This is a genomic window from Umezawaea tangerina, from assembly GCF_003002815.1.
GTDB lineage: Bacteria > Actinomycetota > Actinomycetes > Mycobacteriales > Pseudonocardiaceae > Umezawaea > Umezawaea tangerina.
In genome coordinates, this window is the sequence record NZ_PVTF01000002.1 from 796,866 (window position 1) to 819,165 (window position 22,300).

Annotated in this window: 18 protein-coding genes; 10 read left to right on the forward strand and 8 right to left on the reverse strand. The window is 72.6% G+C overall.

Annotated elements, in window-relative coordinates:
- The first annotated feature begins 99 nt into the window (after positions 1 to 99).
- Positions 100 to 648, forward strand: coding sequence for a flavoprotein (locus CLV43_RS09605; RefSeq protein ID WP_211304290.1), 549 nt, complete (start codon positions 100 to 102; stop codon positions 646 to 648).
- A 430-nt stretch (positions 649 to 1,078) separates the two neighbouring features.
- Here the strand turns inward: CLV43_RS09605 and CLV43_RS09610 are convergent, their stop codons facing one another.
- The 4 genes from CLV43_RS09610 to CLV43_RS09625 form a co-directional block, all read right to left on the reverse strand.
- Entirely contained in the window at positions 1,079 to 4,000 is a 2,922-nt protein-coding gene (locus CLV43_RS09610; RefSeq protein WP_106186682.1) for a helix-turn-helix transcriptional regulator, read from the reverse strand.
- Between the two features lie 28 nt (positions 4,001 to 4,028).
- On the reverse strand, positions 4,029 to 4,289 hold the full coding sequence (locus tag CLV43_RS09615) for a mersacidin/lichenicidin family type 2 lantibiotic (RefSeq protein ID WP_106186683.1): 261 nt from the start codon (positions 4,287 to 4,289) through the stop codon (positions 4,029 to 4,031).
- Positions 4,290 to 4,439: 150 nt separating this feature from the next.
- Positions 4,440 to 4,697: a hypothetical protein gene (locus CLV43_RS09620; RefSeq protein WP_106186684.1), complete on the reverse strand. Its 258-nt coding sequence runs from the start codon at positions 4,695 to 4,697 to the stop codon at positions 4,440 to 4,442.
- Between the two features lie 66 nt (positions 4,698 to 4,763).
- Complete coding sequence (locus CLV43_RS09625; RefSeq protein ID WP_170155767.1) at positions 4,764 to 7,832, reverse strand: type 2 lanthipeptide synthetase LanM family protein; 3,069 nt, start codon at positions 7,830 to 7,832, stop codon at positions 4,764 to 4,766.
- Positions 7,833 to 8,146: 314 nt separating this feature from the next.
- Between CLV43_RS09625 and CLV43_RS09630 the strand changes: the two genes are divergently transcribed.
- Positions 8,147 to 9,670 carry an alkaline phosphatase D family protein gene (locus tag CLV43_RS09630; protein ID WP_106186686.1) on the forward strand — a complete coding sequence of 508 codons (1,524 nt, stop codon included), beginning with the start codon at positions 8,147 to 8,149 and terminating at the stop codon, positions 9,668 to 9,670.
- A 13-nt stretch (positions 9,671 to 9,683) separates the two neighbouring features.
- Here the strand turns inward: CLV43_RS09630 and CLV43_RS09635 are convergent, their stop codons facing one another.
- The gene (locus CLV43_RS09635; RefSeq protein ID WP_106186687.1) at positions 9,684 to 10,094 is read right to left on the reverse strand and encodes a peptidase inhibitor family I36 protein; all 411 of its coding nucleotides are present in this window, start codon (positions 10,092 to 10,094) and stop codon (positions 9,684 to 9,686) included.
- Between the two features lie 273 nt (positions 10,095 to 10,367).
- Here CLV43_RS09635 and CLV43_RS09640 point away from each other — a divergent pair, with 273 nt between their 5' ends.
- From CLV43_RS09640 to CLV43_RS09650, 3 genes are read left to right on the forward strand one after another with little or no spacing between them, the layout of a single operon-like run.
- Positions 10,368 to 10,805: a helix-turn-helix domain-containing protein gene (locus CLV43_RS09640; protein WP_106186688.1), complete on the forward strand. Its 438-nt coding sequence runs from the start codon at positions 10,368 to 10,370 to the stop codon at positions 10,803 to 10,805.
- Positions 10,802 to 11,296, forward strand: coding sequence for a hypothetical protein (locus CLV43_RS09645; protein WP_245886234.1), 495 nt, complete (start codon positions 10,802 to 10,804; stop codon positions 11,294 to 11,296). The genes CLV43_RS09640 and CLV43_RS09645 overlap by 4 nt, the downstream gene beginning before the upstream one ends.
- Complete coding sequence (locus tag CLV43_RS09650) at positions 11,289 to 12,407, forward strand: MAB_1171c family putative transporter (protein WP_106186689.1); 1,119 nt, start codon at positions 11,289 to 11,291, stop codon at positions 12,405 to 12,407. Before CLV43_RS09645 ends, CLV43_RS09650 begins: the two co-directional genes overlap by 8 nt.
- A gap of 222 nt (positions 12,408 to 12,629) precedes the next feature.
- Here the strand turns inward: CLV43_RS09650 and CLV43_RS09655 are convergent, their stop codons facing one another.
- Positions 12,630 to 14,900 carry a M4 family metallopeptidase gene (locus CLV43_RS09655; protein ID WP_106186690.1) on the reverse strand — a complete coding sequence of 757 codons (2,271 nt, stop codon included), beginning with the start codon at positions 14,898 to 14,900 and terminating at the stop codon, positions 12,630 to 12,632.
- Positions 14,901 to 15,575: 675 nt separating this feature from the next.
- Between CLV43_RS09655 and CLV43_RS09660 the strand changes: the two genes are divergently transcribed.
- The 3 genes from CLV43_RS09660 to CLV43_RS09670 all read left to right on the forward strand — a co-directional run bounded on the left by CLV43_RS09660 (position 15,576) and on the right by CLV43_RS09670 (position 18,690).
- Positions 15,576 to 16,316 carry a sugar phosphate isomerase/epimerase family protein gene (locus CLV43_RS09660; protein WP_106186691.1) on the forward strand — a complete coding sequence of 247 codons (741 nt, stop codon included), beginning with the start codon at positions 15,576 to 15,578 and terminating at the stop codon, positions 16,314 to 16,316.
- On the forward strand, positions 16,313 to 17,422 hold the full coding sequence (locus CLV43_RS09665; RefSeq protein WP_106186692.1) for a Gfo/Idh/MocA family protein: 1,110 nt from the start codon (positions 16,313 to 16,315) through the stop codon (positions 17,420 to 17,422). Before CLV43_RS09660 ends, CLV43_RS09665 begins: the two co-directional genes overlap by 4 nt.
- 257 nt (positions 17,423 to 17,679) lie before the next feature.
- The gene (locus tag CLV43_RS09670; protein ID WP_106186693.1) at positions 17,680 to 18,690 is read left to right on the forward strand and encodes a helix-turn-helix domain-containing protein; all 1,011 of its coding nucleotides are present in this window, start codon (positions 17,680 to 17,682) and stop codon (positions 18,688 to 18,690) included.
- Positions 18,691 to 18,869: 179 nt separating this feature from the next.
- Here the strand turns inward: CLV43_RS09670 and CLV43_RS09675 are convergent, their stop codons facing one another.
- Both CLV43_RS09675 and CLV43_RS09680 read right to left on the reverse strand, forming a co-directional pair.
- Positions 18,870 to 19,310: a hypothetical protein gene (locus CLV43_RS09675; protein WP_106186694.1), complete on the reverse strand. Its 441-nt coding sequence runs from the start codon at positions 19,308 to 19,310 to the stop codon at positions 18,870 to 18,872.
- Positions 19,311 to 19,424: 114 nt separating this feature from the next.
- On the reverse strand, positions 19,425 to 20,405 hold the full coding sequence (locus tag CLV43_RS09680) for a serine hydrolase domain-containing protein (protein ID WP_106186695.1): 981 nt from the start codon (positions 20,403 to 20,405) through the stop codon (positions 19,425 to 19,427).
- 227 nt (positions 20,406 to 20,632) lie between these two features.
- Here CLV43_RS09680 and CLV43_RS09685 point away from each other — a divergent pair, with 227 nt between their 5' ends.
- Positions 20,633 to 21,643, forward strand: coding sequence for a zinc-dependent alcohol dehydrogenase family protein (locus CLV43_RS09685; protein WP_106186696.1), 1,011 nt, complete (start codon positions 20,633 to 20,635; stop codon positions 21,641 to 21,643).
- Between the two features lie 90 nt (positions 21,644 to 21,733).
- Entirely contained in the window at positions 21,734 to 22,294 is a 561-nt protein-coding gene (locus tag CLV43_RS09690; RefSeq protein WP_106186697.1) for an isochorismatase family protein, read from the forward strand.
- Positions 22,295 to 22,300 lie beyond the last annotated feature (6 nt).

The window sequence follows — 22,300 nt, forward strand, 5'->3', positions numbered from 1 at the left end:
ATGGGGGCCGTGCCCCCGTGTTCTTCGGGTGGACGCGCAGAAGATGCGGGGGCACTCCCCCATGGCACGGCGGCCGGTCGCGGCAGCAGGGTGGGGCGCATGCGAGACGACGCGCTTTCGATCATCGTGTCCGGGTCGAGTGCCGCCCTGGGCATGCCCGGCTACCTGACGTGGCTGCGCCAGGAGGTCGACCTGAGCCTGCGCGTGCTGCTCACCCGCGGCGCCGAGCGGTTCCTGCGGCGCGAGGTGCTGGACTGGTACGCCGAAGAGGTCTACACCAGCGACGACCCGACCCTGAACCCGACGGAGTTCGCCAAGCGGTCACTGGGCGTCGTGGTGCTGCCCTCCACCGCGAACATGCTGGCAGCGGCCGCACTCGGCCTGGCGGGCACACCCGCGCAGACGGTGCTGCTGGCGTGCGACGGGCCCGCGCTGTTCTTCCCGAGCATGAACCAGACGATGTGGAAGAAGACGTCCACGCAGCGGCACGTGACGACGCTGCGGGAGGACGGGCACACGGTCGCGGAGCCGCAGGAGCGGGCGGTGTTCGAGCTGTGGCGGAGGGAGAACGCGATGGGGATCGGGATGCCTGCGCCGGATGAGGCTACGGAGTTGATCGTGGGGTGGTTGGAGGGGGGTTCGTCTTGATGGTTTCGTTGGGGCGGGGTGCGCTGTGTGGTCGGGTCGGTGTCGCTGCGGGGGACTTCGAGTGCGGCCGACTTGACTTGGGGCCCCTTTTTTGGGCTTCGTCGGGCGAAAAAGGGCAGGTGGTAGAGCCTGCCCGCCGACTCATTGTAAGCCCAAAAACCCCAAGTCAAGTCGGCCGCACGGGCGGACGAGCTTGCTCGGTTTCGTTGGGGTTGGGCGGTTTGCTCGGTTGGTGATCGGAGTGCACTTTGTTCTTTCAGCCCTTCCGATCGTCGTCGGCGCGCCCGTGGGCCGTTCGCCTCCGGCCTCTCCTTCGGTCCGTCTGCTCAGTCCATCCGCACAGCCCATCCCCTCAGCCCACCCTCACAATCCATTCCCTCAGCCCATCCCCTCCGTCCCCCGTCTCCCCGTCCTCCCCTCCGCCCATCCCTCAATCCATTCCCCCGATCACGTGGTCGATGGCGAAGCGGTTGAGGGCGGCGCGGTCGGGTTGGGAGGTTTTGGCCAGGAGGCTGGCTACGTGTTTTTCGACGGTGCGGGGGGAGATGAAGAGGCGTTTGCCGATTTCGGTGTTGCCGAGGCGTTCGGCCAGGAGGCGGAGGACTTCGTGTTCGCGGACGGTGACGCCCATCGAGCGGATGGGGGCGGGGAGGTTCGCCGTGCCGTTGCGGTGTTGGGTGGCGGAGACGCCCGCGCGGCGCAGCAGGACCCGGCAGGCGCTGGTGATGGCGGGGACGTCGTCCTGGTGGAAGTAGGTCTCGGCTTCGCGGAGCCAGTTCGCGGGGGAGCCCCAGGTGTCGGAGATGGCGGCTTCGGCGGCAAGGCGGAGGCCGAGGTGGCGGGCCATGGCGAAGGGTTCGGAGATCTGGAGGTGTTCGACCATCGCGGCGGCGGCGGCCGCGGACTGGCCCGCGCGGCCGAGGAGGACGGCTTTGGCGAGGTGGAGGAACTGGCGGTTCCAGGCGAGGGCGCCGGCCGGGACGGCTGCCGCCTCCTCGTACTCGCGCCACCCCATCTCGCCGCCGAGGACGCCGAGCAGGACGCGCAGCCCGTAGCGGCCCGCCAGCACGTAGTTGGTCGGGTTCTCCGCCTCGCTCGCGATCGCGTCGTCGAGCGCCCGCACCGCCTGCGGCCGGTTCTCCTCCAGCAGGGCGCAGAACGCCTCGCAAAGACCGTGCACCAACGGCATCTGGTGCGAGTCGCGGCCGTCCCACCGGTCGAACTCGGCAAGCGCGCGGGTCATCCCGGAGCGCCTGCCGCGGTGGGCGAACATCGCGGCCTTCGCCATCAGGACGTAGCGGATCGAGTACCGCAGCCGCATCCTCGTCACCACGGGCACGCAGTGGTCCGCCAGCTCCGCCGCCCGGACGAACTCGCCGCGCAGCACCGCGACCATGACCAGGTTGACCTCGAGCAGGTACCCCTCGGTGATCGCGCCGACCTGGAACGCCTGCAGGTGGGCCCGCCGCAACCGGGCCGCGCGGCCGGAGCGCAGGTTCTCGTTGACGCCGGACCGCGCGAGCGCGCGCAGCTGCACCGACCGCAGCCGGTGCCGGTGCGCCAGCTCGGCCATGCGCGTGAAGTAGCCGTCGGACTCGGTGAGGTCCTGTTGGCGGGTGAGGGTTCCCAGCAGCTCCAGCGCCTCGCACGCGACCTCCGGCAGGTCCGCCTGCTCCGCGTCGCGCAGGGCCCGGCGCACCAGTCGTTCGGCGACGGTCCTGCGGTCGGCGCCCGGCGTCTCCAGGGTCAACGTCGCCGCGATCACGTCGACCTCGGCGGTGAGCCGCGGCGCGACGTCCGGGCCGAGCAGCGCGCGGGTGCTGGCGATCTCCTCCGCGCCCTGCGCCCACAGTCCCGCGCGCACGGCCACCCGCGCCAGCACGGTGTGCAGCGACGCCTGCCGCTCCACGCTCAGGCCGGGGTCGTCCAGGTCCGGCGCCAAGGCGAGCGCCTGCTCCACCTGGCCCGCCTCGGCGAGGGCGTTGAGCAGCAGCTCCAGCACCGCCACCCGTTCCTCGTCGTCGTGCGCGAGCAGGTCGTGCGCCCGGCGCAGCAGGTCGACGGCGGTGGCCGCCGCCCCGTCGGCGAGCATCCGGCGGCCCGCCTCGGCGAACAGGCCCGCGGCGGTGGCGACGTCCCCTGACTCCAGCCGCAGGATCGCCGCCGACGTGCACCACTCGCCGGGCAGGCCGGGGTGGTCGACCTCCACGGCGTCGGCCGCGCGCCGGGCCAGCTCGGCCCGTTCGCTCGCGCCCAGCCTGGCCAGCAGCGCGTCCGCGGTCAGCGCGTGCCGGAACGAGTACCACTCCGGCGCGGGGCGGTCGGGGGTGACCAGCTGGGCCTCGACCGCGGAACGCAGGTGCCGCAACAGGTCCGCCTGCTCCAGCCCGCACACCGCCCGCACGACCGACAGCGGGAAACGACGGCCCAGCACGGCCGCGACGTGCAGCAGGGCCGCGACCTCGGGAGCGAGCCGGTCGACCCGGTGCGAGACGCTGAGGACCACGGTCACCGGCACCGGTGTGTGCCCCTCGCCGCGCACCGACCAGCCGTCCGGGTCCCGCACGAGCCCGCCCACGGCGACCATGCTGTCCAGCAGCTCCTCGACGACGAACGGCACGCCGTCGCTGTCGCGGAACAGCCGGTCCACCGCCGCGCCGGGCACGTCGTCGGACGGCACGCCCAGGCAGGACGCAACGAGCTCCCGCACCCCCTCCGGGTCGAGGCGACCCGGCTCGACGACCGTGACACCCGACCGCCGTCCGCCGCCCCGCACCAGCTCCCAGGCCGGACCGGCCTGGGAGCGGGCGGTCGTCAGCAGCACGACCGGCTGGCCGACGAGGTTGTCGGCGAGGTAGTCCACGATCGCCAGCGTCTCCGCGTCCGCGTCGTGCAGGTCCTCCAGGACGATCAGGCACCCGACGTCCCGGCCGAGCACGGCGAGCAGCCGCAGCAGGCCTTCGGCGACGACGAGCAGCGACTCGTCGTCGCCGAAGGCCGTGGCGTCGCGCCATTCCGGCAGGAACCGGGCCAGCGACGGGCGGTAGGGCACCAGCTCGGGGTCGGTGGGCAGCCCGCTCTCGCGGGTCAGCGAGAACAGCGCCTCGGAGATCGGTCGGAACGGCGCGGGCGCGCCGCTCGCGCTCGCCCGCCCCCGCAGCACCCGCATCCCGCGCGACAGCGCGTGCTCGGCCGCCTCGGTGACCAGTCTGGACTTCCCGATCCCCGCCTCGCCGAGCACGAACACCGTGCCGCCCCGCTGCCTCGAACCGTCCTCCACCGCGGTGGTGAGCACGCGCGACTCCGCCGTGCGCCCGACCGTCCGCGGCGAGGGGACCACTACCGCCGTCATGCGAGCCCCGGCTCCCGTCACCCGTCCGTCAGTACCGGTCGTCCGCGAACGACCCGTACCCGAGGCACGGGCCGGACACCGACGGCGGTGTGAACGTGGACAGGGTCCAGGTGTCGGCCGCGGTGACGCCGGACGCGCACAGCGCTCCGGCACCCGTCGGACCGGCGGGCGTCAGCGCCATCTCCCCCGCCGGATGGGGTGGACAGGAGTCCGGGGCGAGTTTCCACCTTGCGTCCGGGTCCTTCCACAGGCGGACGGTCTCGGCGACGTCGATCGTCGGTGCGGTCATGGTTTCCTCCATCTCCGGTCACGCGGACGCGCGACCTGCGAACCGGGTGGCCGTCCACCCCCGGGGATTCAGCGGGGCGGCCGGGCTGGTCGTCGATCCGGCGGGGTGTCGCGGCGACGGGTGTCCACCACTCCACCTCGCACCGGTCCGTCAGTCCAGGTCGTCGGTGAGCCCGTACCCGAGGCACGGGGCGGACACCGACGGCGTCCCGAACGTGGTCAGCGTCAGGAGGTCGGCCGCCACGACGCCGTGCATGCGCAGTGGCCCCGCACCTTCCGGGGCGGCGGGCGTCAGCATGATCTCGCCCGCCGGATGGGGTGGTGCGGACGCCCGGTCGAGCTCCCACCTGGCGTCGGGGTCCTTCCAGAGGCGGACGGTCTCGGCGACGTCGATCGCTGGTGCGGTCATGGTTTCCTCCTTCTCCGGCCGCGCGGGCGCGGCCTCGGGGACCGGGTGGCCGTCCCACCCGGAGCTTCAGCGGGGCGGACGGGCCGCGCCCAGGAGCAGCACCGCCGGGACCCGGTCGGGGAAGCCGAGCCGGAGCAGTCCGTGCCCGATCCCGGCCAGGCCGTCGAGCAGCCCCGGCGTGCGCACCGCGTCCGGGGTGCCCGACACCGGGCCGTCCCGGTCGAGCGCCGCCAGCAGGTCGCCGATCCGGCGCGGTGCCTCGGCCGCGGCGGCCTCGTGCCCGCGCGCCGCCGCCGCGGTGAGCAGTTCCAGGGTGCCCAGCTCGCCGTGGCACAGGCTGTGGTCGACCGCGGCCGGGCGGCGCAGCACGCCGTCCACGGCCCGGTCGAACGCCCCGGCCATCAGCGGGTCCCGTTCCAGCGCCAGGACGTCGGCGCGGGCGAGCCCGACACCGGAGGCCCCGCGGCACCACGTGCCGCCGTCGGCCTCCGCGCTGTCGGCGAGCACGGGCTCGCGGCGGCACGGGCCGCTCGCGGCCACGGCGTACCGCCACAGCGCCCACGTCGTCCCGGCGCTGCCGTGGGCGAACCCGGTCGTCGACGGCTCGTCCGCTCGTTCCAGGAGCCCGGCGCAGGCCGTCGCCGTGCGCCAGGCGGAGTCGAGGCCGGTCGTGCGGTGCACCGCGAGCATCGCGGCGAGGCACCCGGCGGTGCCGCCCATCAGGTCGGTCGTCCCGGCGCGGCCGACGTGCGCGGCGGCCGCCTCCACCGCCGTGGCGGTCCAGCCGCGCAGGTCCGGGTCGTCCAGCAGCACGGCGAGGTGCGAGAGGGCGTAGGCCAGGCCACCCAGGCCCGCGAACCCGGTGGGCATGGCCGCCTCCGCGGAACCGAACCGGTCCAGCAGCGACGGCACCGACCGCAGCGAGCGCCGTGCCACGTCCGCGCACCGGTCGTCACCCGTGATCGCGGCCAGCTGCCCGAGGAACAGGGCCACGCCGGGGAAACCGGTAGCCGGGCTCGCGCCGAGCGGGAGGACCCGCCACGACCGGTCGTGCTCGAGGCCGACCCAGTTGACCCGCTCGCCGTCGTCGTGCGCGTCGGCCAGCAGGCCGCCGGCGACCGCGCGCGCGGCGGCCAGCAACCGGTCCGGGTCCGGGCGCTCCGCCGCGGGACGCCTGCCCGGCCGCGGTCGGGGCGAGTGGGCGCCCCGGTCGCCGCGGGTGGCGAAGGACGCGCGGATCACCCACTCCTGCGTCCGCAGGTCGGCCTCCCCCAGCGCCTCGACCTTGCGCCGCACCCGGTCCAGGCCGGTCTCCCCCAGCGCGTCCGGGACGCGGACCCCGTGCGCGGTGAGGATGTCGCGCGAGGTGGGCGTGGTGGTGAACAGCGGGACGTCACCCGCCCAGAGGTCGGCGACCTCGTGGCCGACCAGCCGCTCCCGCGCCGGGTCGGCGTCGGAGGACCACAGGTGGCCGAAGACGCGGTCCCGGTCGAGCGCGTCGCGCAGCACGTCGGGGTGGGTGGACTCGTCGAGCAGGCGCACGTACTCGGAGGTGTCGCGCACGATCACCCTGACCACGTCGGTCGCGAACGCGTCCAGCGGTCCGCCGGGCGCGAGCAGGTCGGCGCGGTGGGTCAGCACGGCCTCGTAGGCCGCGCGGAAGCCGGCGACGAGGTGCTCCAGGTACTCCCCCGGATCGACGTCCACGCCGTCGAGGCGGAGCCGGTTCTCCGCTCCGCCCAGCACCTCCGGTCCGCGCACGAGCCGCATCCGGTCGGTGCCCGCGCCGTCGAACCCGACGACGTCGTCGGGCAGCGTCGCCCCCTTGTCGCCGCCCACGCCGGAGATGTCCAGCACGCCGTTCGCGCCCGTCATCGGCTGCGGCAGCAGCGCGGTGCGCAGCACCGAGGCCTCCAGCGCCCGCGCCGCGGGGTCGTCGGCCAGGTCGCGGGTCGCCCAGGTGGGGTGGAACAGCGTCTCCACGTCGACCAGCACGGGCTGCTCGCCGCACGCCACCAGGTTCTCGAAATGCTGGTCGGTGACGTCCAGGACGTGCAGCAGCGCCAGCAGCGCGCCCTGCCGGTGGTGGAACCGCTCGACCTGGGCGGTGTCGGACACCTGGTGGTGCGCCGCGAACTCCGTCCACGCCCAGTCGCCCCGGTCGAGCACGGCGAGCGTGCGCGGGTCCAGGCCCGGCAGCACCGAGCCCAGCCACGTGAGGACCTGGTTGAAGTGGCGGTGCACGGCCGAGGGGCGCGGCTTGTGGACCACGCGGGTGCCGTCGGCGAAACCGAGGACGGCGACCGCCCTGCCGTCGTGGTGGGTGTCGCCCGCGCCGACGTCCACCCGCGCCAACGGGCCGGGGTCGCGGCCGCCGAGCAGCTCGCGGACGATGTCGGCGCGGTCGTCGACGAACCGGTGCAGCAGCTCGGTGAACGCCGCGGCGGTGACGTCGCAGTGCTGCCACAGCAGGCGGGCCAGCACGGGGTACTCGGTCAGCAGCGCCGTGCGGCCCGCGCGGGTGCCAGCGCGCCGGGCGAACGCCGCGAACCGCTCCTCGGGCGTGTCGCCGTCGAGGAGGCCGGTCACCCTGGCCACGTTGAGCTCCAGCACGAGGACGCGGGTGGAGGTCCACACCAGGGTGCGGCGCAGCGCGTCGGCGAACCGGTCCACCACGTCGTCGGCGTCCACGAAGACGTCCGGTCCCAGGTCGGCGACCTCGGCCGCGACCCGGCCGCGGGCGTCCTGCACGAACGGCTTCACCACGACCGCGAACGCGCTCCGCCACGACCGGCCGTCCACCGCCGCGGGCCCGACCGCGCGGTCCACCACGCGCTCGACCCCGGTCGCCCAGGCGGGTTTCGGCCCGGTCGCCGACCGCTCCCCGAGCAGCCGCAGCAGGTCGTCCTCGTCGACGCCGACCGAGGCCAGCCGCCGGGTGAAGCGGTCGCCCGACCCGGCGCCGTGCTCGGCCCGCCAGCGGTCCAGCCGGGTGCGCGCGCGGCGTTCGGCGTCCTCGGAGGCGGACGTCCCGGTCCCGGCCCCGGAGGCCAGCCTCTCGGTCAGCGTCCTACCGCCGAACCACCACCCGGACTCCCACCCGCCGACATCCGCACCAGTCCGTCCGACCACCACGCCGGGCACCTCCGGTCCACGGTGACTCCACTCGTGTACGACAGACAGGAGTGGATCCAACACCCATGGATACACGCGGGCGAACGCAGGGGGAATCCGCCCGCGCTACCAGGAGGAATGGCGAACCCGTTCCGGTAGAACGGTTTCGGGAACGCGGCCGGCAATGGCGGGATGATCGGTCGGGCGATCGGAAAGCGCTCTCCGCGAAACCGGGACGTCACACTCGGACCGAGGACCACCGGGGGCGCACCCGCGGCCCGGAAACCCGAGCCCCGATTTCCGAACCGGCGGCGCGGTTGAACCGTATTGAGGACATGGGAACAGTGACGCGACGTGCGCTGATCACCGGCGTCGTGGCGCTCACGGCGCTGGGGGCGGGCTCGGCACGGGTGGTGGACCCGTTCACGCTCGGCGTGGCCTCGGGTGACCCGACGCCGGACGGGGTCGTGCTGTGGACGCGGCTCGCGCCCTACCCGCTGGCCGAGAACGGGCTGGGCGGGATGCCGTCGCGGGTGGTCGAGGTGAGCTGGGAGCTGGCGCGCGACGAGCGGTTCCGCCACGTCGTGCGGCGCGGCAGGCAGTGGGCGCGGCCCGAGTCCGGGTTCAGCGTGCACGTCGAGGTCGGCGGCCTGGAGCCCGGCCGGGAGTACTTCTACCGCTTCGCGACCGGAGGCCACCTCTCGCGGACCGGGCGGACCAGGACGACACCGGCGCCGGGGACGATGACCACGCCGCTGACCATGGCGTTCGCGTCGTGCGCGCAGTACGAGCACGGCTACTTCACGGCCTACCGGCGGCTCGCCGAGGACGAGCCCGACCTGGTGCTGCACCTCGGCGACTACCAGTACGAGTACCGCAAGGGCGTGCACGTGGCGCCCAACGGCAACGTCCGCGAGGTGGACGGGCCGGAGACCGTGACGCTGGCGGACTACCGGCACCGGTACGCGCAGTACAAGTCCGACGCCGACCTCCAGGCGGCGCACGCCGCCGCGCCGTGGGCGGTCGTGTGGGACGACCACGACGTGGCCGACAACTGGGCGGGCTCCCACTACAGCAAGCCCGAGATCCCGCAGCCCGACTTCCCGGCCCGGCGGGCGGCCGCAGCTCAGGCCTACTACGAGAACATGCCGATCCGGAGCAAGCCCCGCGGCTTCGACCTGCGGCTGTACCGGAGGGTCGGCTGGGGCGGGCTCACGACGTTCCACATGCTCGACACCCGGCAGTACCGCGACGACCAGCCGTGCGGTGACGGCATCAAACCCTGCCCGGAACGGCTGGAGCCCACCAGGACGATGCTCGGCGCCGAGCAGGAGAGGTGGCTGCTGGACGGCTTCCGGACCTCGTCGGCGCGCTGGGACGTGCTGGGCCAGCAGGTGTTCTTCTCCCAGTACGACCACACCCCCGGCCCCGTGCAGGAGACCAACCTGGACGCCTGGGACGGCTACGCCGCCGACCGCGACCGGGTCGTCGCCGGCTTCTCCTCGGTGCGCAACGCCGTCGTGCTGACCGGCGACGTGCACGCCGCGTGGGGCGCGGAGGTCAAGGAGCGCTGGGACGACCCGGCGTCGCGGACGGCGGGCACGGAGATCGCGGGGACGTCGATCACGTCCGGCGGCGACGGGTCCGAGGTCTACCCGGAGACGCCGGAGTGGTTCGCGGAGAACCCGCACATCAAGTACTTCAACAACAGGCGCGGATATGTGCGCACCCGTTTCTCACCCGATGAGGTGCGGGTGGACTTCCGCGGACTCGACCACGTCTCCCGACCCGGCGCCCCGGTCTCGACCAAAGCATCCTTCGTCATCGAGGACCGGGTGCCGGGACTCAATCCCGTTTAACGGGACCGGCGCGTCACCGGAACTCGTGGGACGCGTTGTTGTTCGTGAGGGTGCTGTTCAGGTTCCCCTTGTAGCCCGCGCCGATGTCCTGGTAACTACCCTCCAGGTAGGAGTTGTAGTACACGCGCACGGTCCTGGAGGTGCGGTTCCAGACCGACATGGCGTTGTTCTTGATGCACTCGCCCTTGCCCAGACCAGGACCCTTGAAGTCGTAGCACGTCGGCTGCGTCGTGCCGTAGTTCTGGACCGTGCCGGTGAAGTCCGACGCCGACTCCGTGGCGTCGATGTACCAGTAGTAGCAGAACTCGTTGGCCTGGCAGTTCCCGTCGCGCACCGCCGCCGAGGCGGCGGAGGTACCGGACATCACCAGCATCGCGGCTCCCACGAACGCGAACGCGGCTTGACCGAGCTTTCGAACGGACATGTTTTCCTCCCCTTGTGACAATGGAATTCCACGTGCGGGGGAACGGCTGCCCGGTCGCACGCGGAAACCCCCCGGCTTCGCGTCGATCGGACCGGCACACCGGTCCCCTCATCCCCTTCTGGTCCCCCTGACCATCCCCTCCCGCGTCGACTCTTCATCTCAGTTGACGCGATCCATTCGAGCGTAAGCTGACATGAACCCAGCCGTCAACCAGGGTGGAGGAGAAGCATTTTTCACATTCATCTGAGCTGGCGCGGGCGGTAGACTCGTCGCATGCCCGAGAACGTCGGCGAGCGGACCCTCGCCGCGAAGGTGGACCACCTGTTCCGCACCGTCCACCCGCGCACCGGCGGCGAGTACTCGTTCGAGGAGGTCGCGGAGGCGATCAGGGCCAAGGGCGGCCCGACCATCTCGGCCACCTACCTCTGGCAGCTGCGCAAGGGCCTGCGCGACAACCCGACCAAGCGGCACCTCGAAGCGCTGGCGGGCTTCTTCGGCGTTCCGCCCGCGTACTTCTTCGACGACGCCGAGACCGAGCGCATCGACTCCGAGCTGGCGCTGCTGACCGCGTTGCGCGACGCGCCGATCCGGCAGATCGCCCTGCGCGTCAACGGCCTGTCCCCCAAGAGCCTGGAGGCGATCACCGAGATGGTCGACCGGGTGCGGGAGCTGGAAGGACTGCCGAAGCCCACGCCGGACACCACCCCGTGAGGCCGCTGCGCGGGCGGCGCCTCCGCGAGCGGTGCGCGGCGGTGCTGCGCGACCTGCCGTTACCCGTGCCGTTCGACGCCCACGCGCTGTGCGAGCAGGTCGCGGCGCGGCGCGGACGGCCGATGCGGTTGATCCCGATGCCGGGGCTGACCGGCGTGTGCGGGATGTGGGTCGCCACCACGACGGCGGACCTGGTGTTCTACGAGCGGGAGACGACGCTCCCGCACCGGGAGCACATCATCCTGCACGAGCTGAGCCACGTGCTGTGCGACCACTACCCGGTGTCGACGAGCCTCGCCGAGCAGGCCCGGCTGCTGCTGCCGGGCCTGGACCCGGAGGTGGTGAGCCGGGTGCTGGGTCGGGCGGGGTACTCGAGCGCGGAGGAGCGGGAGGCGGAGACGCTGGCGTCGCTGATCCGGCAGCGGGAGGTGCCCGCCGGTTCGCTGACCGACCGGCTGCGGGCGGCGTTGGACGACAACGGTCATGGCTGAGCTGCTGCGCCAGTACGGGCCCGCCGCGCTGGCGTGGGCGCTGGTCCTGACCCGGCGCAGGCACGAGGACGGGGCGCGCCGGTCGGTGCGGTGGGTGCTGCTGGGGTTCGCGGTGTCGCTGACCGTCCTCACCCCGGCGGTGTACGCGGCGGGTGCGGCGGTCGGCGTTCCGGATCTGGCCCGCCTGGTCGGGCACGCGGCGATGCTGGTCGTGGTGTGGGCGGGCGTGGAGTTCACGGCCCGGATGAACGGGATGAGCCGCGGTCCGCGGTGGCACGCCCGGTGGGTCGTCGGCTGGTTCGCGGTGATGTGCGCGATGTTCGCGCTCGCGCCCGACCTCAGGCCGCAGTCGCCGTGGATCCTGGAGTACTGCGTCGTGTACCTGGTGGCGCAGGGGCCGGGACTGGTGCGGATCGCCCGGCAGTGCGCGCGCTACGCCGGGTTGACGGCGGAACCGGTGCTGCGACTGGGCTTGCGCCTGATCGCCGCGGGCGCGCTGGGGTCGCTGCTCTACCTGGTGCACAAGGTGCTGCGGACGGCGATCTCCCGGTTCGACATCGCCTACCCGCTCAGCCACGCCGTGGTGACGAACAAGGTGCTGCCGACCGCCTCGACCGTGCTGGTGCTGCTGGGGGCCGGTATCCCCGCCGCCGCGGGGTGGGCGCGCCGCTACCGGCTGCACCGGCGGCTCGGTCCACTGTGGACGGCGCTGTACCGGGCCGAGCCCTCGATCGCCCTCGAACCGCCTGCCCTGCCGGACCTGCTGGTGGTGCGGCGACTGCGGCCGCGGCTGTACCGGCGGGTGATCGAGATCCGCGACGGGCTGCTGGCGTTGCAGCCGTACCGGACGCGCGAGGTGGCCGAGGCGGCGCGCGAGCACGCCCGGCTGACCGGCCTGACCGGGGAGCGGTCTGAGGTCGCCGTCGAGGCGATGACCGTGGCCATCGCCCTGCGGTCCCGTGCCGCGGGTGACCCGCCCGGCACACCGGAGGTGCCGATCTCCGGGGGCGGGAACCTGGACAGCGACACCGCGTTCCTGAGCGAGGTGTCGGCGGCCTTCCGGGCCTACGAGGGAGCGGTCTCGCGTTCCGCGCCAGGGCCGCGGGTCTAGGGCGTGTGTCGAAGTCTCGTTCGATGGGAGTCGCGCCTGAGGTGGTTCCTGGCGGTGCGGCCGACTGGCCCGCATACCGCTGTTGTATGCGGGCCAGTCGGCCGTGCCCCCAGGGGCCGCCTCAGGCCCGGCTACCGCGAACACGGACTTCGACACACGCCCTAGGGCGCGGCGGAGGGGAGGCCGGGTGTCCCGGCCTCCCCTCCGTCACCTGTCAGTCGGTCAGCTCAGCGTGATCGCACCGTCGTCGACGACGAAGGACGTCTGCAGCGAGCTGTCCTCGACGCCGCTGAACTTCAGCGCGAGGGTCGAACCGGCGAACGAGGACACGTCGATGGTCTTGAGGACGTACCCGCTGGCCTTGTTGAGGTTGGAGTAGGAGGCGAGGGTGGTCGTGCCGCCGGTGACGGTGAGCTTGTCGTAGGCGGTCGTGGTGGTGGTCTCGGCGGAGTCGATGTGCAGGTAGAAGGTCAGGCTGGCGTGGCAGCCCGCCGGGATGGCCACCGACTGGGAGAGCGTGTCGGTGTGGGTGGAGCCGTAGCCGTTCATCCAGGCGTTCCAGGTGCCGCCGTGGGTCGGCTGGCCGCTGGAGCCGAACTGGCCGATGACACCGCTGGAGGAGGCCCAGGTGGTGTTGCCGGACTCGAAGCCGGGGTTGACCAGCTTCTGGCCCGAGCAGCCGCCGGTGGTGCCGACCGTCCAGCTGAACGACGCCGTGCCGCTGTGCGAGGCGGAGTCGTTCGCGGTCACCGTGACGCTGGAGGTGCCCGCGGTGGTCGGGGTGCCGGAGATGGTGCCGGTGGAGGAGCTGATGGACAGGCCGGCGGGCAGGCCGGTCGCGGACCAGGTGTACGGCGCGGTGCCGCCGCTGGCCGAGAGGGGCAGGCTGACGGCGGTGCCGACGGCGGTGGACTGGTTGCCGGGGCTGGTCACCGTGACGGTGCCGGTGGCCGAGCAGGTCGGGTCGGCGGACTGGGCGGGCACGCTGACGGCGTCCCAGGCGGCCTTGACCTTGTTGAACTCGGTGCAGCTGCCGGGGAAGAGGTTCTTCGCGGCGGTCAGCGTCCAGGTGCGGTACTTCAGGTACGAGCTGCCGGAGGTCTTGATCAGCATCGCGTTGTAGAAGATCTTCATCGCGGTCTCGACGCCGACACCGGTCACCGTGGAGCTGTTGCAGGTGGAGCTGGTCGGCTGCCCGTTGGTCGGGTTGGAGCCGTTGGCCAGCAGGTAGTACCAGTGGTTGCCGGGACCCGCGGCCGCGTGGACCTCGGAGCCGGGGACCGAGCTGGAGTAGCAGTTGGCGTGCCCGAGCGCGGAGGGGTTGTACATGTTGCGGATCGGGCCGCTGCCGACGAGGTTGATGGTCTCGCCGACCAGGAAGTCCGGCACGTCGTAGGGGGCGGACTCGTTCGCGAAGGACTCTGTCGAGGCGCCGAAGACGTCCGCGACGAACTCCTGCGTGCCGCTGCCCGAGATGCCACCGGGGGTGTGGTCGTCGATGCCGTGGCCGAGCTCGTGCGCCACGACGTCGAGGGAGCCGATCCACTGGTTGTTCTGGTTGTGGCCGATCTGGACCTGGCTGCCGTCGTAGTAGGCGTTCAGGTCGTTGAGGCCGACGCGCATCGGCCAGCCGCCGCCCGAGCCGTCGAAGCCGTTGCGGCCCAACCACTGGGTGAGCATCTTGCTCTCGGTCTGCGCGGCGAACAGGACGTCGACGCAGCCGGTCTCGCGGTTGGTCGCGGTGCCGTTGCCCCACGCGTCGTCGGTGCCGCTGAACGTCGTGTTGTTCGCGGCGTCCTGGCAGCTGACGTTGGTCAGCGTCGGGTCCTTCAGGGAGTACGTGGAGCCGACGTGCGTGGTGTTCAGCGTGACCGGGCCGTTCCAGGCGCTGGAACCCGTGCCGCGCATGACGTGCTCCTGCGTGTGGAGCACCTTGCCGGTCGTGGCGTCCACGACGACGTCGAGCTTGCTCGGGCCCTCGGCGTTGCGGCCGACGACCGTGCTCTGCCACGCGAGCGCGGGCGTGCCGAGCGCGTAGGTGACGAGCTGGGCGGCGCCGACGCTGTCCACGGTGGGCAGCTGGGCCTTGGCCGTGGCCTCGGCGTCGGCCTTGGCCACCTTGGGCGTGGTGCTGGCCAGGTTGATCGTGGTGTCCTGCGCGACCGAGGTGTCGAGCACCTGGCCGGTCGAGTTCGTGACGACGACGAAGTCGCCGCCGACGACCGGGAGGCCCTTGTAGGTGCGGTCGTACGGGACGTACTTCAGGCCGTTCGTGGAGGAGATCACCTCGTGCTGCACGAAGGTGTCCGCCTCGCTGGCGTGCAGCGCGGCCGGGCGGTCGGCGACGAGGCTCGACGCGGCCTGCACGGCCATCACGTCGGCGGTCTGGACCGCGTTGGCGGACGGCTGCGCCTGGGCGGCGGTCGTCGCGGTGAACAGGGCGGCGACCATCGCACTGGTCGCGACCACGACAAGTGGGCGTCTCAGTTCCATCGGTGAAACTCCTCCGGGCAGGGCGAACACGACCCCGTGCAGTCAGGGAGGGTCGTGTCCGGGTTAGAGGTGAAAGTGTTGCCACGAACGGAAACAGGATCCGTCCGCGGCTACCGGCGAATCAACAGACGTCCGTCCTAACTTATTAACAGCAATTTTCACGACCAGTTTCCCGACGTCGGGAAGGCATGCCGGAGCGGACCGCCCGTTCCGCGACGGCCTCGACCGGTCATGCCTGGTCCAGAGGATGTCCCCGGCGCACCGGAGAACCCCTACAAATCCCTCCCGGACATGGGGGAACCCATCTGGGGGCTCGTCGGGTCAACACCGGCCCGACGAGCGTGTACCTGTTCTTCCTCTTTGGATATACGCCAACAGGGGCAACGCGAACCGCGAGCGCGGTGAACCATTCCGGCAACGAGTACAAAGGGTCGAAAAAGGACAAGATGCCATCCGTAGGCGGTATGGGAAAACCGACTGGACCACTGCTCCGGTGATGGCCCGACAGCACCGACGACCGATCCCGGAACACGACTGGAACCAGGTCCCGCAACAGGGCCCCGTTACCGGCGAACCGGTCTCCCGGTGAACCCCTGGTGACAAATTCTACCGCGTGGTAGAAATTGTGGGAGCGCTCCCACGCGCTGCTCCACCTTCGACTTCAGGGAGCTGGGGATGACGAGCACACTCTCCGTGCAGCTGTACTCCGTCCGCGACGCCTTCGCCGCCGACCCGACCGACACCCTGCGGCGGCTCGCCGCGATCGGCTTCACGCAGGTGGAGCCGTACGGCGTCACGCAGAACGCCGACGTCCTGCGCAAGGGCCTGCCCGAGCACGGCCTGACCGCGCCCACCGCGCACGCTCAGCTCATCGGCGTCGACCAGGACCCGGTCTTCGCGGTGGCCGCCGAGTGCGGCATCGGCGTCGTCATCGACCCCTACGTCGGAGCCGAGAAGTGGCGCGACCCGGCCGACGTCGCCGCGACGGCGACCGCCCTCAACGAGGCCGCCGCGGTCGCGGCCCGGCATGGCGTGCGGGTCGGCTACCACAACCACTGGTGGGAGCTGGAGTCCCGGATCGACGGGCGCAGCGCGTTGGAGGTGTTCGTCGACCAGCTCGACCCCGCCGTCGTGCTGGAGGTCGACACCTACTGGGCCACCGCGGGTGGCGAGGACGCCCCCGCGCTGCTGCGCCGACTCGGTGCGAAGGTGCACGCGATCCACGTCAAGGACGGCGGTCTGGCGACCGACGGCACCGGCCAGCTCCCGGCGGGCCGGGGCGTGGTGCCCGTGGCCGACGTCCTCGCCGCGGCGCCCCAGGCGCTGCGCGTGATCGAGTTCGACGCCTACGACGGCGACGTGTTCGAGGGCATCGCCGCCAGCCTCGCGTACTTCTCCGACGGGGCCGACCGGTGAGCGCGCCGCTCGGTCCGGTCGGCGTCGGCGTCATCGGCGCGGGGGTCATCAGCGACACGTACCTGGAGAACCTCACCGGCTTCCCCGACGTGCGGGTGCTGGCCGTCGCCGACCTGGACGTGGAGCGGGCGGCCGCCCAGGCCGCGAAGCACGGCGTGCCCGGGTCGGGCGCGGTGGCCGAGCTGCTGGCCGACCCGGCGGTCGAGATCGTGGTCAACCTGACGATCCCGGCCGCGCACGTCGAGGTCGGCCTCGCCGCGCTGGACGCGGGCAAGCACGTGTGGACGGAGAAACCCCTGGCGCTGGACCGGGAGTCGGCGCGCAAGCTGCTCGACCGCGCGCACGACCGGGGGCTGCGGGTGGCGAGCGCGCCGGACACGGTGCTCGGAGCGGGGTTGCAGACCGCGCGGCGGGCCGTGGAGGCGGGGCGGATCGGCGAGCCGCGCACCGCGTTGGCGATCTTCCAGACGCCGGGGCCGGAGCGGTGGCACCCGGCGCCGGAGTTCCTGTTCCAGGCGGGCGGCGGACCGCTGCTGGACATGGGGCCGTACTACCTGACGACGCTGGTCCAGCTGTTCGGTCCGGTCCGGCGGGTCACCGCCACCGCGGACCGGGCGCGCGACACCAGGGTGATCGCCAAGGGTCCGCGCGCGGGCACGGAGTTCGCGGTGACCGTGCCGACGACGGTCATGGCGTTGGTGGAGTTCACCGGCGGCGGTTCGGCGCAGCTGCTGCTGAGCTTCGACGCCGTGGTGGCGCGCACGGGTCTCGTCGAGGTCGGGGGCACGCTCGGCACGGCCGTGCTGCCGGACCCGAACACTTTCGACGGGTCCACCGCGCTGCACCTGACCGGCCTGGACGACCCGGAAACGCTGGCGCCGCAAGGGCATTCGGCCTCCCGCGGCACCGGCGTGCTGGAGCTGGCTCGCGCGATCCGGTCCGGCGCGGTGGAACGCGCGTCCGGCGAGCTGGCCTACCACGTGCTCGACGCGATGCTGTCGATCGACGAGTCGGCCGCGACCGGGCGGACGGTGGACGTGACGAGCACCGTGGACGTGCCGCCCGCGCTGCCGGAGGACTGGGACCCGCGCACCGGCACGCTCTGACCGCGCGAACCGGAGGCCCGCCCGACGGCGGGCCTCCGTCCACTTTCGCTCCCGAAGTCGCACGGTGCGGGGATCATCGGAGGAATCCCGTGCACGCCAACGCCTTCCCGGCCGAGGGCGTGGTGGCGGTCCAGTTCGGTGAGCAGCGGCAACGGGCACCGAACAATTTCGACGTGCCGGCCGAAACTCCGCCGCGTGCCGCTACGGTCGTCGAATGCCGCCCGGTCGTAGGGTGGTCGCGACAAAGGGGGGCCCGAGTGCGTGGACTGGCCGGGCGGTCGAGGTCGGTGGATCCGGACGCGGGGGCGGCGGCGCAGGTCGCCGCCCACTTCGACGCGCTCGTCGAGGCGGGTGCCGGACCGGAGAAGGCGGTGAGAGCGGCGGCCGTGCTCGCGGGCTGTCCCGCCGGGGTGCTGGACAGGACGCGAAGACTGCGCGTGCGGGTGCTGCCGGACGGTCGCCGGGTGGACGGTGAGCCCAGCGGGGTCGTGTCGCCCCTGCCCGCGCCGCACCACGGCGTCGTGTGGCTGGAGCGGACGTCCGACGTGGACCGGGCGAGGTCCGAACTGGACGGGGTCGTGGTGGACCGGCTGGCGGCCGCCGTCGTGGCCGCGCTGGACCGGACGTGGTCGGTCGACCCGGCCGTCGTGGAGCTCCTGCTGGACCCGACCGTCGACCAGGGCACCCGCGCCACCGCGGCCCGCCGCCTCGGGTTGGGCGAGGACGCCAGGTTCGCGGTGACCGTCGGGATCGGCGTTCCCGCCGGGCGCCGGGCGCTCGGGGCGCGGATCGGCGACTTCGACGTCGTCGTGGAGGCCGCCTACCAGGACCGCGAACCGTTCTCGACGTGCTCGGCCACCGGCCCCGCGGTGGGACCGGTGGACCTCCCGCTGTCCTACCAGCAGGCGAGGGTGGCGCTGCGGTTCGCGGCCGTGGACGAACCGGGCCCGGCGCACGTGGACTTCGAGGCGCTGGGCGGGATCCCGGCGCTGGCCGACGGGTGCGACTCGCCCGCGGCGGTGGCCGAGACGGCGCTGTTGGACCGGGTCGTGCCGATGTACCCGTGGGCGCTGGCGACCCTGACGGCCGTGGTGACCGAGCCGAGCCTGCGGAGCGCGGCGGTCGTGCTGGGGGTGCACCACTCGACGCTGCAGAACCGGGCGGAGGTGCTGGGGCAGGCCCTGGGGTACTCGGTGGCGGGGCCCGACGGGCGGATGAGGCTGGCCGTGGCCCTGGCCCTGCGGAGGGTTCGCCGGAACCGGTGGTAACCAACCGAAGCCGTGGTGGTCACGTGGACGAAGGACGGTGGCGGATCGGGGACCTCGCTGCGGCGAGGTCCCCTTCCGACGCTTGATCGTCCACATCGGACAGTACGCTGACCGCTCCGGATGGCGTCGTCAGGTCCAGGACACGACCCCGAGCGTAACGCCGACACCCGCCCGCGGGGTCAGATGCCCATCGACGCGAGCTCGATGGCGGTCCGGTAGTTGGCCGCCGCCGTGACCACGCAGGCCCGGTACGTGCGGCTGTCCCGCACCACCAGGAAGTAGTCCCGCAGCCGCAGGGCGTAGGTCACCAGGTACACGATCCCCGGCAGGAAGCCCGGCGGGCGGGGCACCAGCGCGAACGCCTCGGAGCACCGCAGGATCTCGCCGGTCGCGGTGGACAGCACGTCCGCCACATCGGTGTTCATGTTCCACCCGGCCGCCAGGTCCGGCGTCCAGATCGCCCCAGCCACCTGCCGCAGGGCCTCCTGCTCCTCCGCCGTCGGGTCGCTCGCCGCGGAGATCGGGACGGGTGCCGCCACCGCTCCCGGCACCACCACCCCCACCATGCCGAGCACCACCGCGACCACGACCAGCAACCGGGACCACCCGACGTTCTTCATGGATTCCCCTCCACCCCAAGGAATCTCCAGCGAACCACGGCACGGCGGTGGGAACAGCCCCCGAATGGCTAGATCAACATTCGTGCGTGTGGTGGCTGTGCCCGGCGCACCGGGTCAGCAGTAGACCGACTCGAACAGCCCGATCAGCTCCTCCCCCGGCAGCCCGTCACCGAGCGGGTTGTACGACAGCGCGGCCCGGCGTCCGTCGTCGGCGCGGGTGGCGTAGGTGAGGTAGCCGATCAGCTCACCGCCGTGCCCCCACACCGACCGCCCGCACGGCAGGTCGAAGCGCTGCAGGCCGAGGCCGTAGGCGAAGACCGTTCCGGTCGGCACGGTCTGCCGCATGGCCGCGAGGGACGCGGCGCTGGTCAGCCTGCCGCCCAGGAGCGCGTCGAAGAACCGGTCGAGGTCGGCGGCGGTGGAGATCATCTCGCCCGCCGCCCAGTCCAGGGACGGGTTCATCAGCGTGGCGTCGACCACCCGGCCGTCCACCTCGGTGTAGCCGCGGGCGTGCGGTTCCGGCAGTCCCGCCCACTGGCCCGGCACGATCGTGCCGGTCAGCCCCAGCGGTCGCAGCACCCGTGAGCGCACCTCGTCGCCGTAGGTCCGCCCGGTCACCCGTTCGACCAGCATCCCGGCCACGACGTAGTTGGTGTTCGAGTAGTGCCACCCCTGCCCCGGTCCGAAGTACGGCTCCCGCGACGCCGCCACGGCCAGCAGCTCCTCGGGCCGGTAGCCGCGGAACCGGGCCGCGCCCCGCCACCGGTTGGTCGACATCCCCTCCTCGTGCGCGTAGTCGTACAGCCCGCTCGTGTGGTTGAGGACCTGCCGGACCGTCATCCGGTCACCGTTGGGCACCCCGTCCACGTAAGTGCCCACCGGGTCGTCCAGCCCGACCCACCCCTCGTCCACGAGCTGCAGGACCACGGTCGCGACGAACGTCTTGGTCACGCTGCCGATCCGGAAGTACCCGCCCACCTCGGCCTCGCCCGCGGCGTCCGCACGCACCCCCGTCGGGTCCTCGACGGTGAGCAGCGCACCGGACACCCACCCCTGCTCCACCCAGTCCCCCAGCACCGGGAACACGCCGGACATAGCCAGAACCGTTGCGGCCACTGCGCTTCTGATCATCACGCGACCCATGCTGGTGGGCGGCGGACAGCGCCACCATGAGGACCACCGCACAACGACCTGCGGAAAACCCCACCTCGATGCTGGTCATGGCGTGCCCAGTCCCGGCCTGATCTGGTTGGCCCGCTCGAAGATCAGCAGGGTCGGGGCAGCGGTGCTCGCGGAGCGCCGCCCGACTCCGGAGGACCGCGATGAAGCGCTGGAAGCTGACGGCAGGGGCGACGGACGCCTCGGGGCTCGTGCTCGAGGAGGTGCCGACGCCCGTGCCGGGGCCGGGTGAGGTGCGGGTCAGGGTCGAGGCGCTGTCGCTGAACTACCGCGACCAGCTGGTCGTGGCGGGCGGGTTCGCCCGGCTGCCCGACCGGGACCTGGTGCCGCTGTCCGACGTCGCGGGGGTGGTGGACGCGGTCGGCGCGGGGGTGAGCACCTGGACCGTGGGCGACCACGTGACGAACCTGCACTTCCGGGGCTGGGAGGACGGGGTGCCGGAGGGGCCGCTGGGGTTCGGCATGGGCGCGGCGGACGAGGACGGGGTGCTGGCCGAACACGTCCTGCTGCCCGCCGACCAGGTGGCGCGCGCGCCGCGCAACCTGGACTCGGCGGAGGCCGCGACGCTGCCGGTGGCGGCGGTGACCGCGTGGAACGCGCTGTTCGAGGCGAACCCGGTCGGCGCCGGGTCGAAGACCCTGGTCATCGGCAGCGGCGGAGTGTCGGTGTTCGCGCTGCAACTGGCGCTCGCCGCGGGGTCGGAGGTGTTCGCGGTGATGCGCCAGGCGCACAAGGGGCGACAGCTGGAGGCGCTCGGGGCGAAGGGGTTCGTCGACAGCACGTCGACCCCCGACTGGGGCGCGGCGGTGCTGGAGCTGTCCGGCGGGGTGGACAAGGTGGTCGACGTGGTCGGCACGGCCACGCTGAACCAGTCGATGGCGTCGTTGCGCCCCGCGGGCGAGGTCGCCCTGGTCGGGCTGTTCGACCTGGACGGCCCCGCAGTGGACGGGGTGCTGCTGATGTCCAGGGGTGTGCGGCTGCGCGGCGTGGGCGTCGGCAGCGCGCGGATGCACCGGGACGTGGTCGGGGCGGTCGAGCGGCACGACGTCCACCCGGTGGTCCACCGGCGGTTCGCGTTCTCCGACGCGCCTGCGGCGTTCCGCGCGCAGCTGGGCCGCGACCTGGTGGGCAAGGTGGTCATCGAGGTGCCCTGACCTGGCCTTATCCCACCCCCGACAGGAAAATGTCGGTGGCCGGGTCTACCGTCTTGGACCAGCGGTAGTCCAGGACGAGCAGGGGGAGTCATGACCACACTCGAGAACCGGCCGAACAGCGCGCTGCTCGTGGTCGACGTGCAGAACGGCGTCGTCACGGGGGCGCACGAGCGCGACTCGGTCGTCGCGAACATCGGTGGGCTGGTGGAGAGGGCGCGGCAGGAGGGCGTGCCGGTCGTCTGGGTGCAGCACTCGGACGAGGAGCTGGTGAGCGGGAGCGACGAGTGGCGGATCGTGCCCGAGCTGGTGCCCGCCGAGGCCGAGCCGCTGGTGGGCAAGAACTACGGCGACGCCTTCGAGGCCACCGACCTGGAGGAGGTGCTGTCGGGCCTGGAGGTCGGGCGGCTCGTCGTGGTCGGCGCGGAGACCGACGCGTGCATCCGCTCCACCCTGCACGGCGCGTTCACCAGGGGCTACGACGTGACGCTGGTCGGTGACGCGCACACCGCGGGCGACAAGTCGGCGTGGGGCGCGCCGCCCACGGAGCAGGTCATCGCGCACACGAACCTGTACTGGCGCTTCCAGGCGGCGCCGGGGCGGACGGCGGGCACGGTGGAGACCAAGGAGGTCGACCTCAAGGGCGCGTCCTGACCTGTG

Excerpts from the sequence above, each read along its gene's own strand:
- CLV43_RS09605 (WP_211304290.1), top strand. The coding sequence starts at position 100 with ATGCGAGACGACGCGCTTTCGATCATCGTGTCCGGGTCGAGTGCCGCC.
- CLV43_RS09610 (WP_106186682.1), bottom strand. The coding sequence starts at position 4,000 with ATGACGGCGGTAGTGGTCCCCTCGCCGCGGACGGTCGGGCGCACGGCG.
- CLV43_RS09615 (WP_106186683.1), bottom strand. The coding sequence starts at position 4,289 with ATGACCGCACCGACGATCGACGTCGCCGAGACCGTCCGCCTGTGGAAG.
- CLV43_RS09620 (WP_106186684.1), bottom strand. The coding sequence starts at position 4,697 with ATGACCGCACCAGCGATCGACGTCGCCGAGACCGTCCGCCTCTGGAAG.
- CLV43_RS09630 (WP_106186686.1), top strand. The coding sequence starts at position 8,147 with ATGGGAACAGTGACGCGACGTGCGCTGATCACCGGCGTCGTGGCGCTC.
- CLV43_RS09635 (WP_106186687.1), bottom strand. The coding sequence starts at position 10,094 with ATGTCCGTTCGAAAGCTCGGTCAAGCCGCGTTCGCGTTCGTGGGAGCC.
- CLV43_RS09640 (WP_106186688.1), top strand. The coding sequence starts at position 10,368 with ATGCCCGAGAACGTCGGCGAGCGGACCCTCGCCGCGAAGGTGGACCAC.
- CLV43_RS09650 (WP_106186689.1), top strand. The coding sequence starts at position 11,289 with ATGGCTGAGCTGCTGCGCCAGTACGGGCCCGCCGCGCTGGCGTGGGCG.
- CLV43_RS09655 (WP_106186690.1), bottom strand. The coding sequence starts at position 14,900 with ATGGAACTGAGACGCCCACTTGTCGTGGTCGCGACCAGTGCGATGGTC.
- CLV43_RS09660 (WP_106186691.1), top strand. The coding sequence starts at position 15,576 with ATGACGAGCACACTCTCCGTGCAGCTGTACTCCGTCCGCGACGCCTTC.
- CLV43_RS09675 (WP_106186694.1), bottom strand. The coding sequence starts at position 19,310 with ATGAAGAACGTCGGGTGGTCCCGGTTGCTGGTCGTGGTCGCGGTGGTG.
- CLV43_RS09680 (WP_106186695.1), bottom strand. The coding sequence starts at position 20,405 with ATGTCCGGCGTGTTCCCGGTGCTGGGGGACTGGGTGGAGCAGGGGTGG.
- CLV43_RS09685 (WP_106186696.1), top strand. The coding sequence starts at position 20,633 with ATGAAGCGCTGGAAGCTGACGGCAGGGGCGACGGACGCCTCGGGGCTC.
- CLV43_RS09690 (WP_106186697.1), top strand. The coding sequence starts at position 21,734 with ATGACCACACTCGAGAACCGGCCGAACAGCGCGCTGCTCGTGGTCGAC.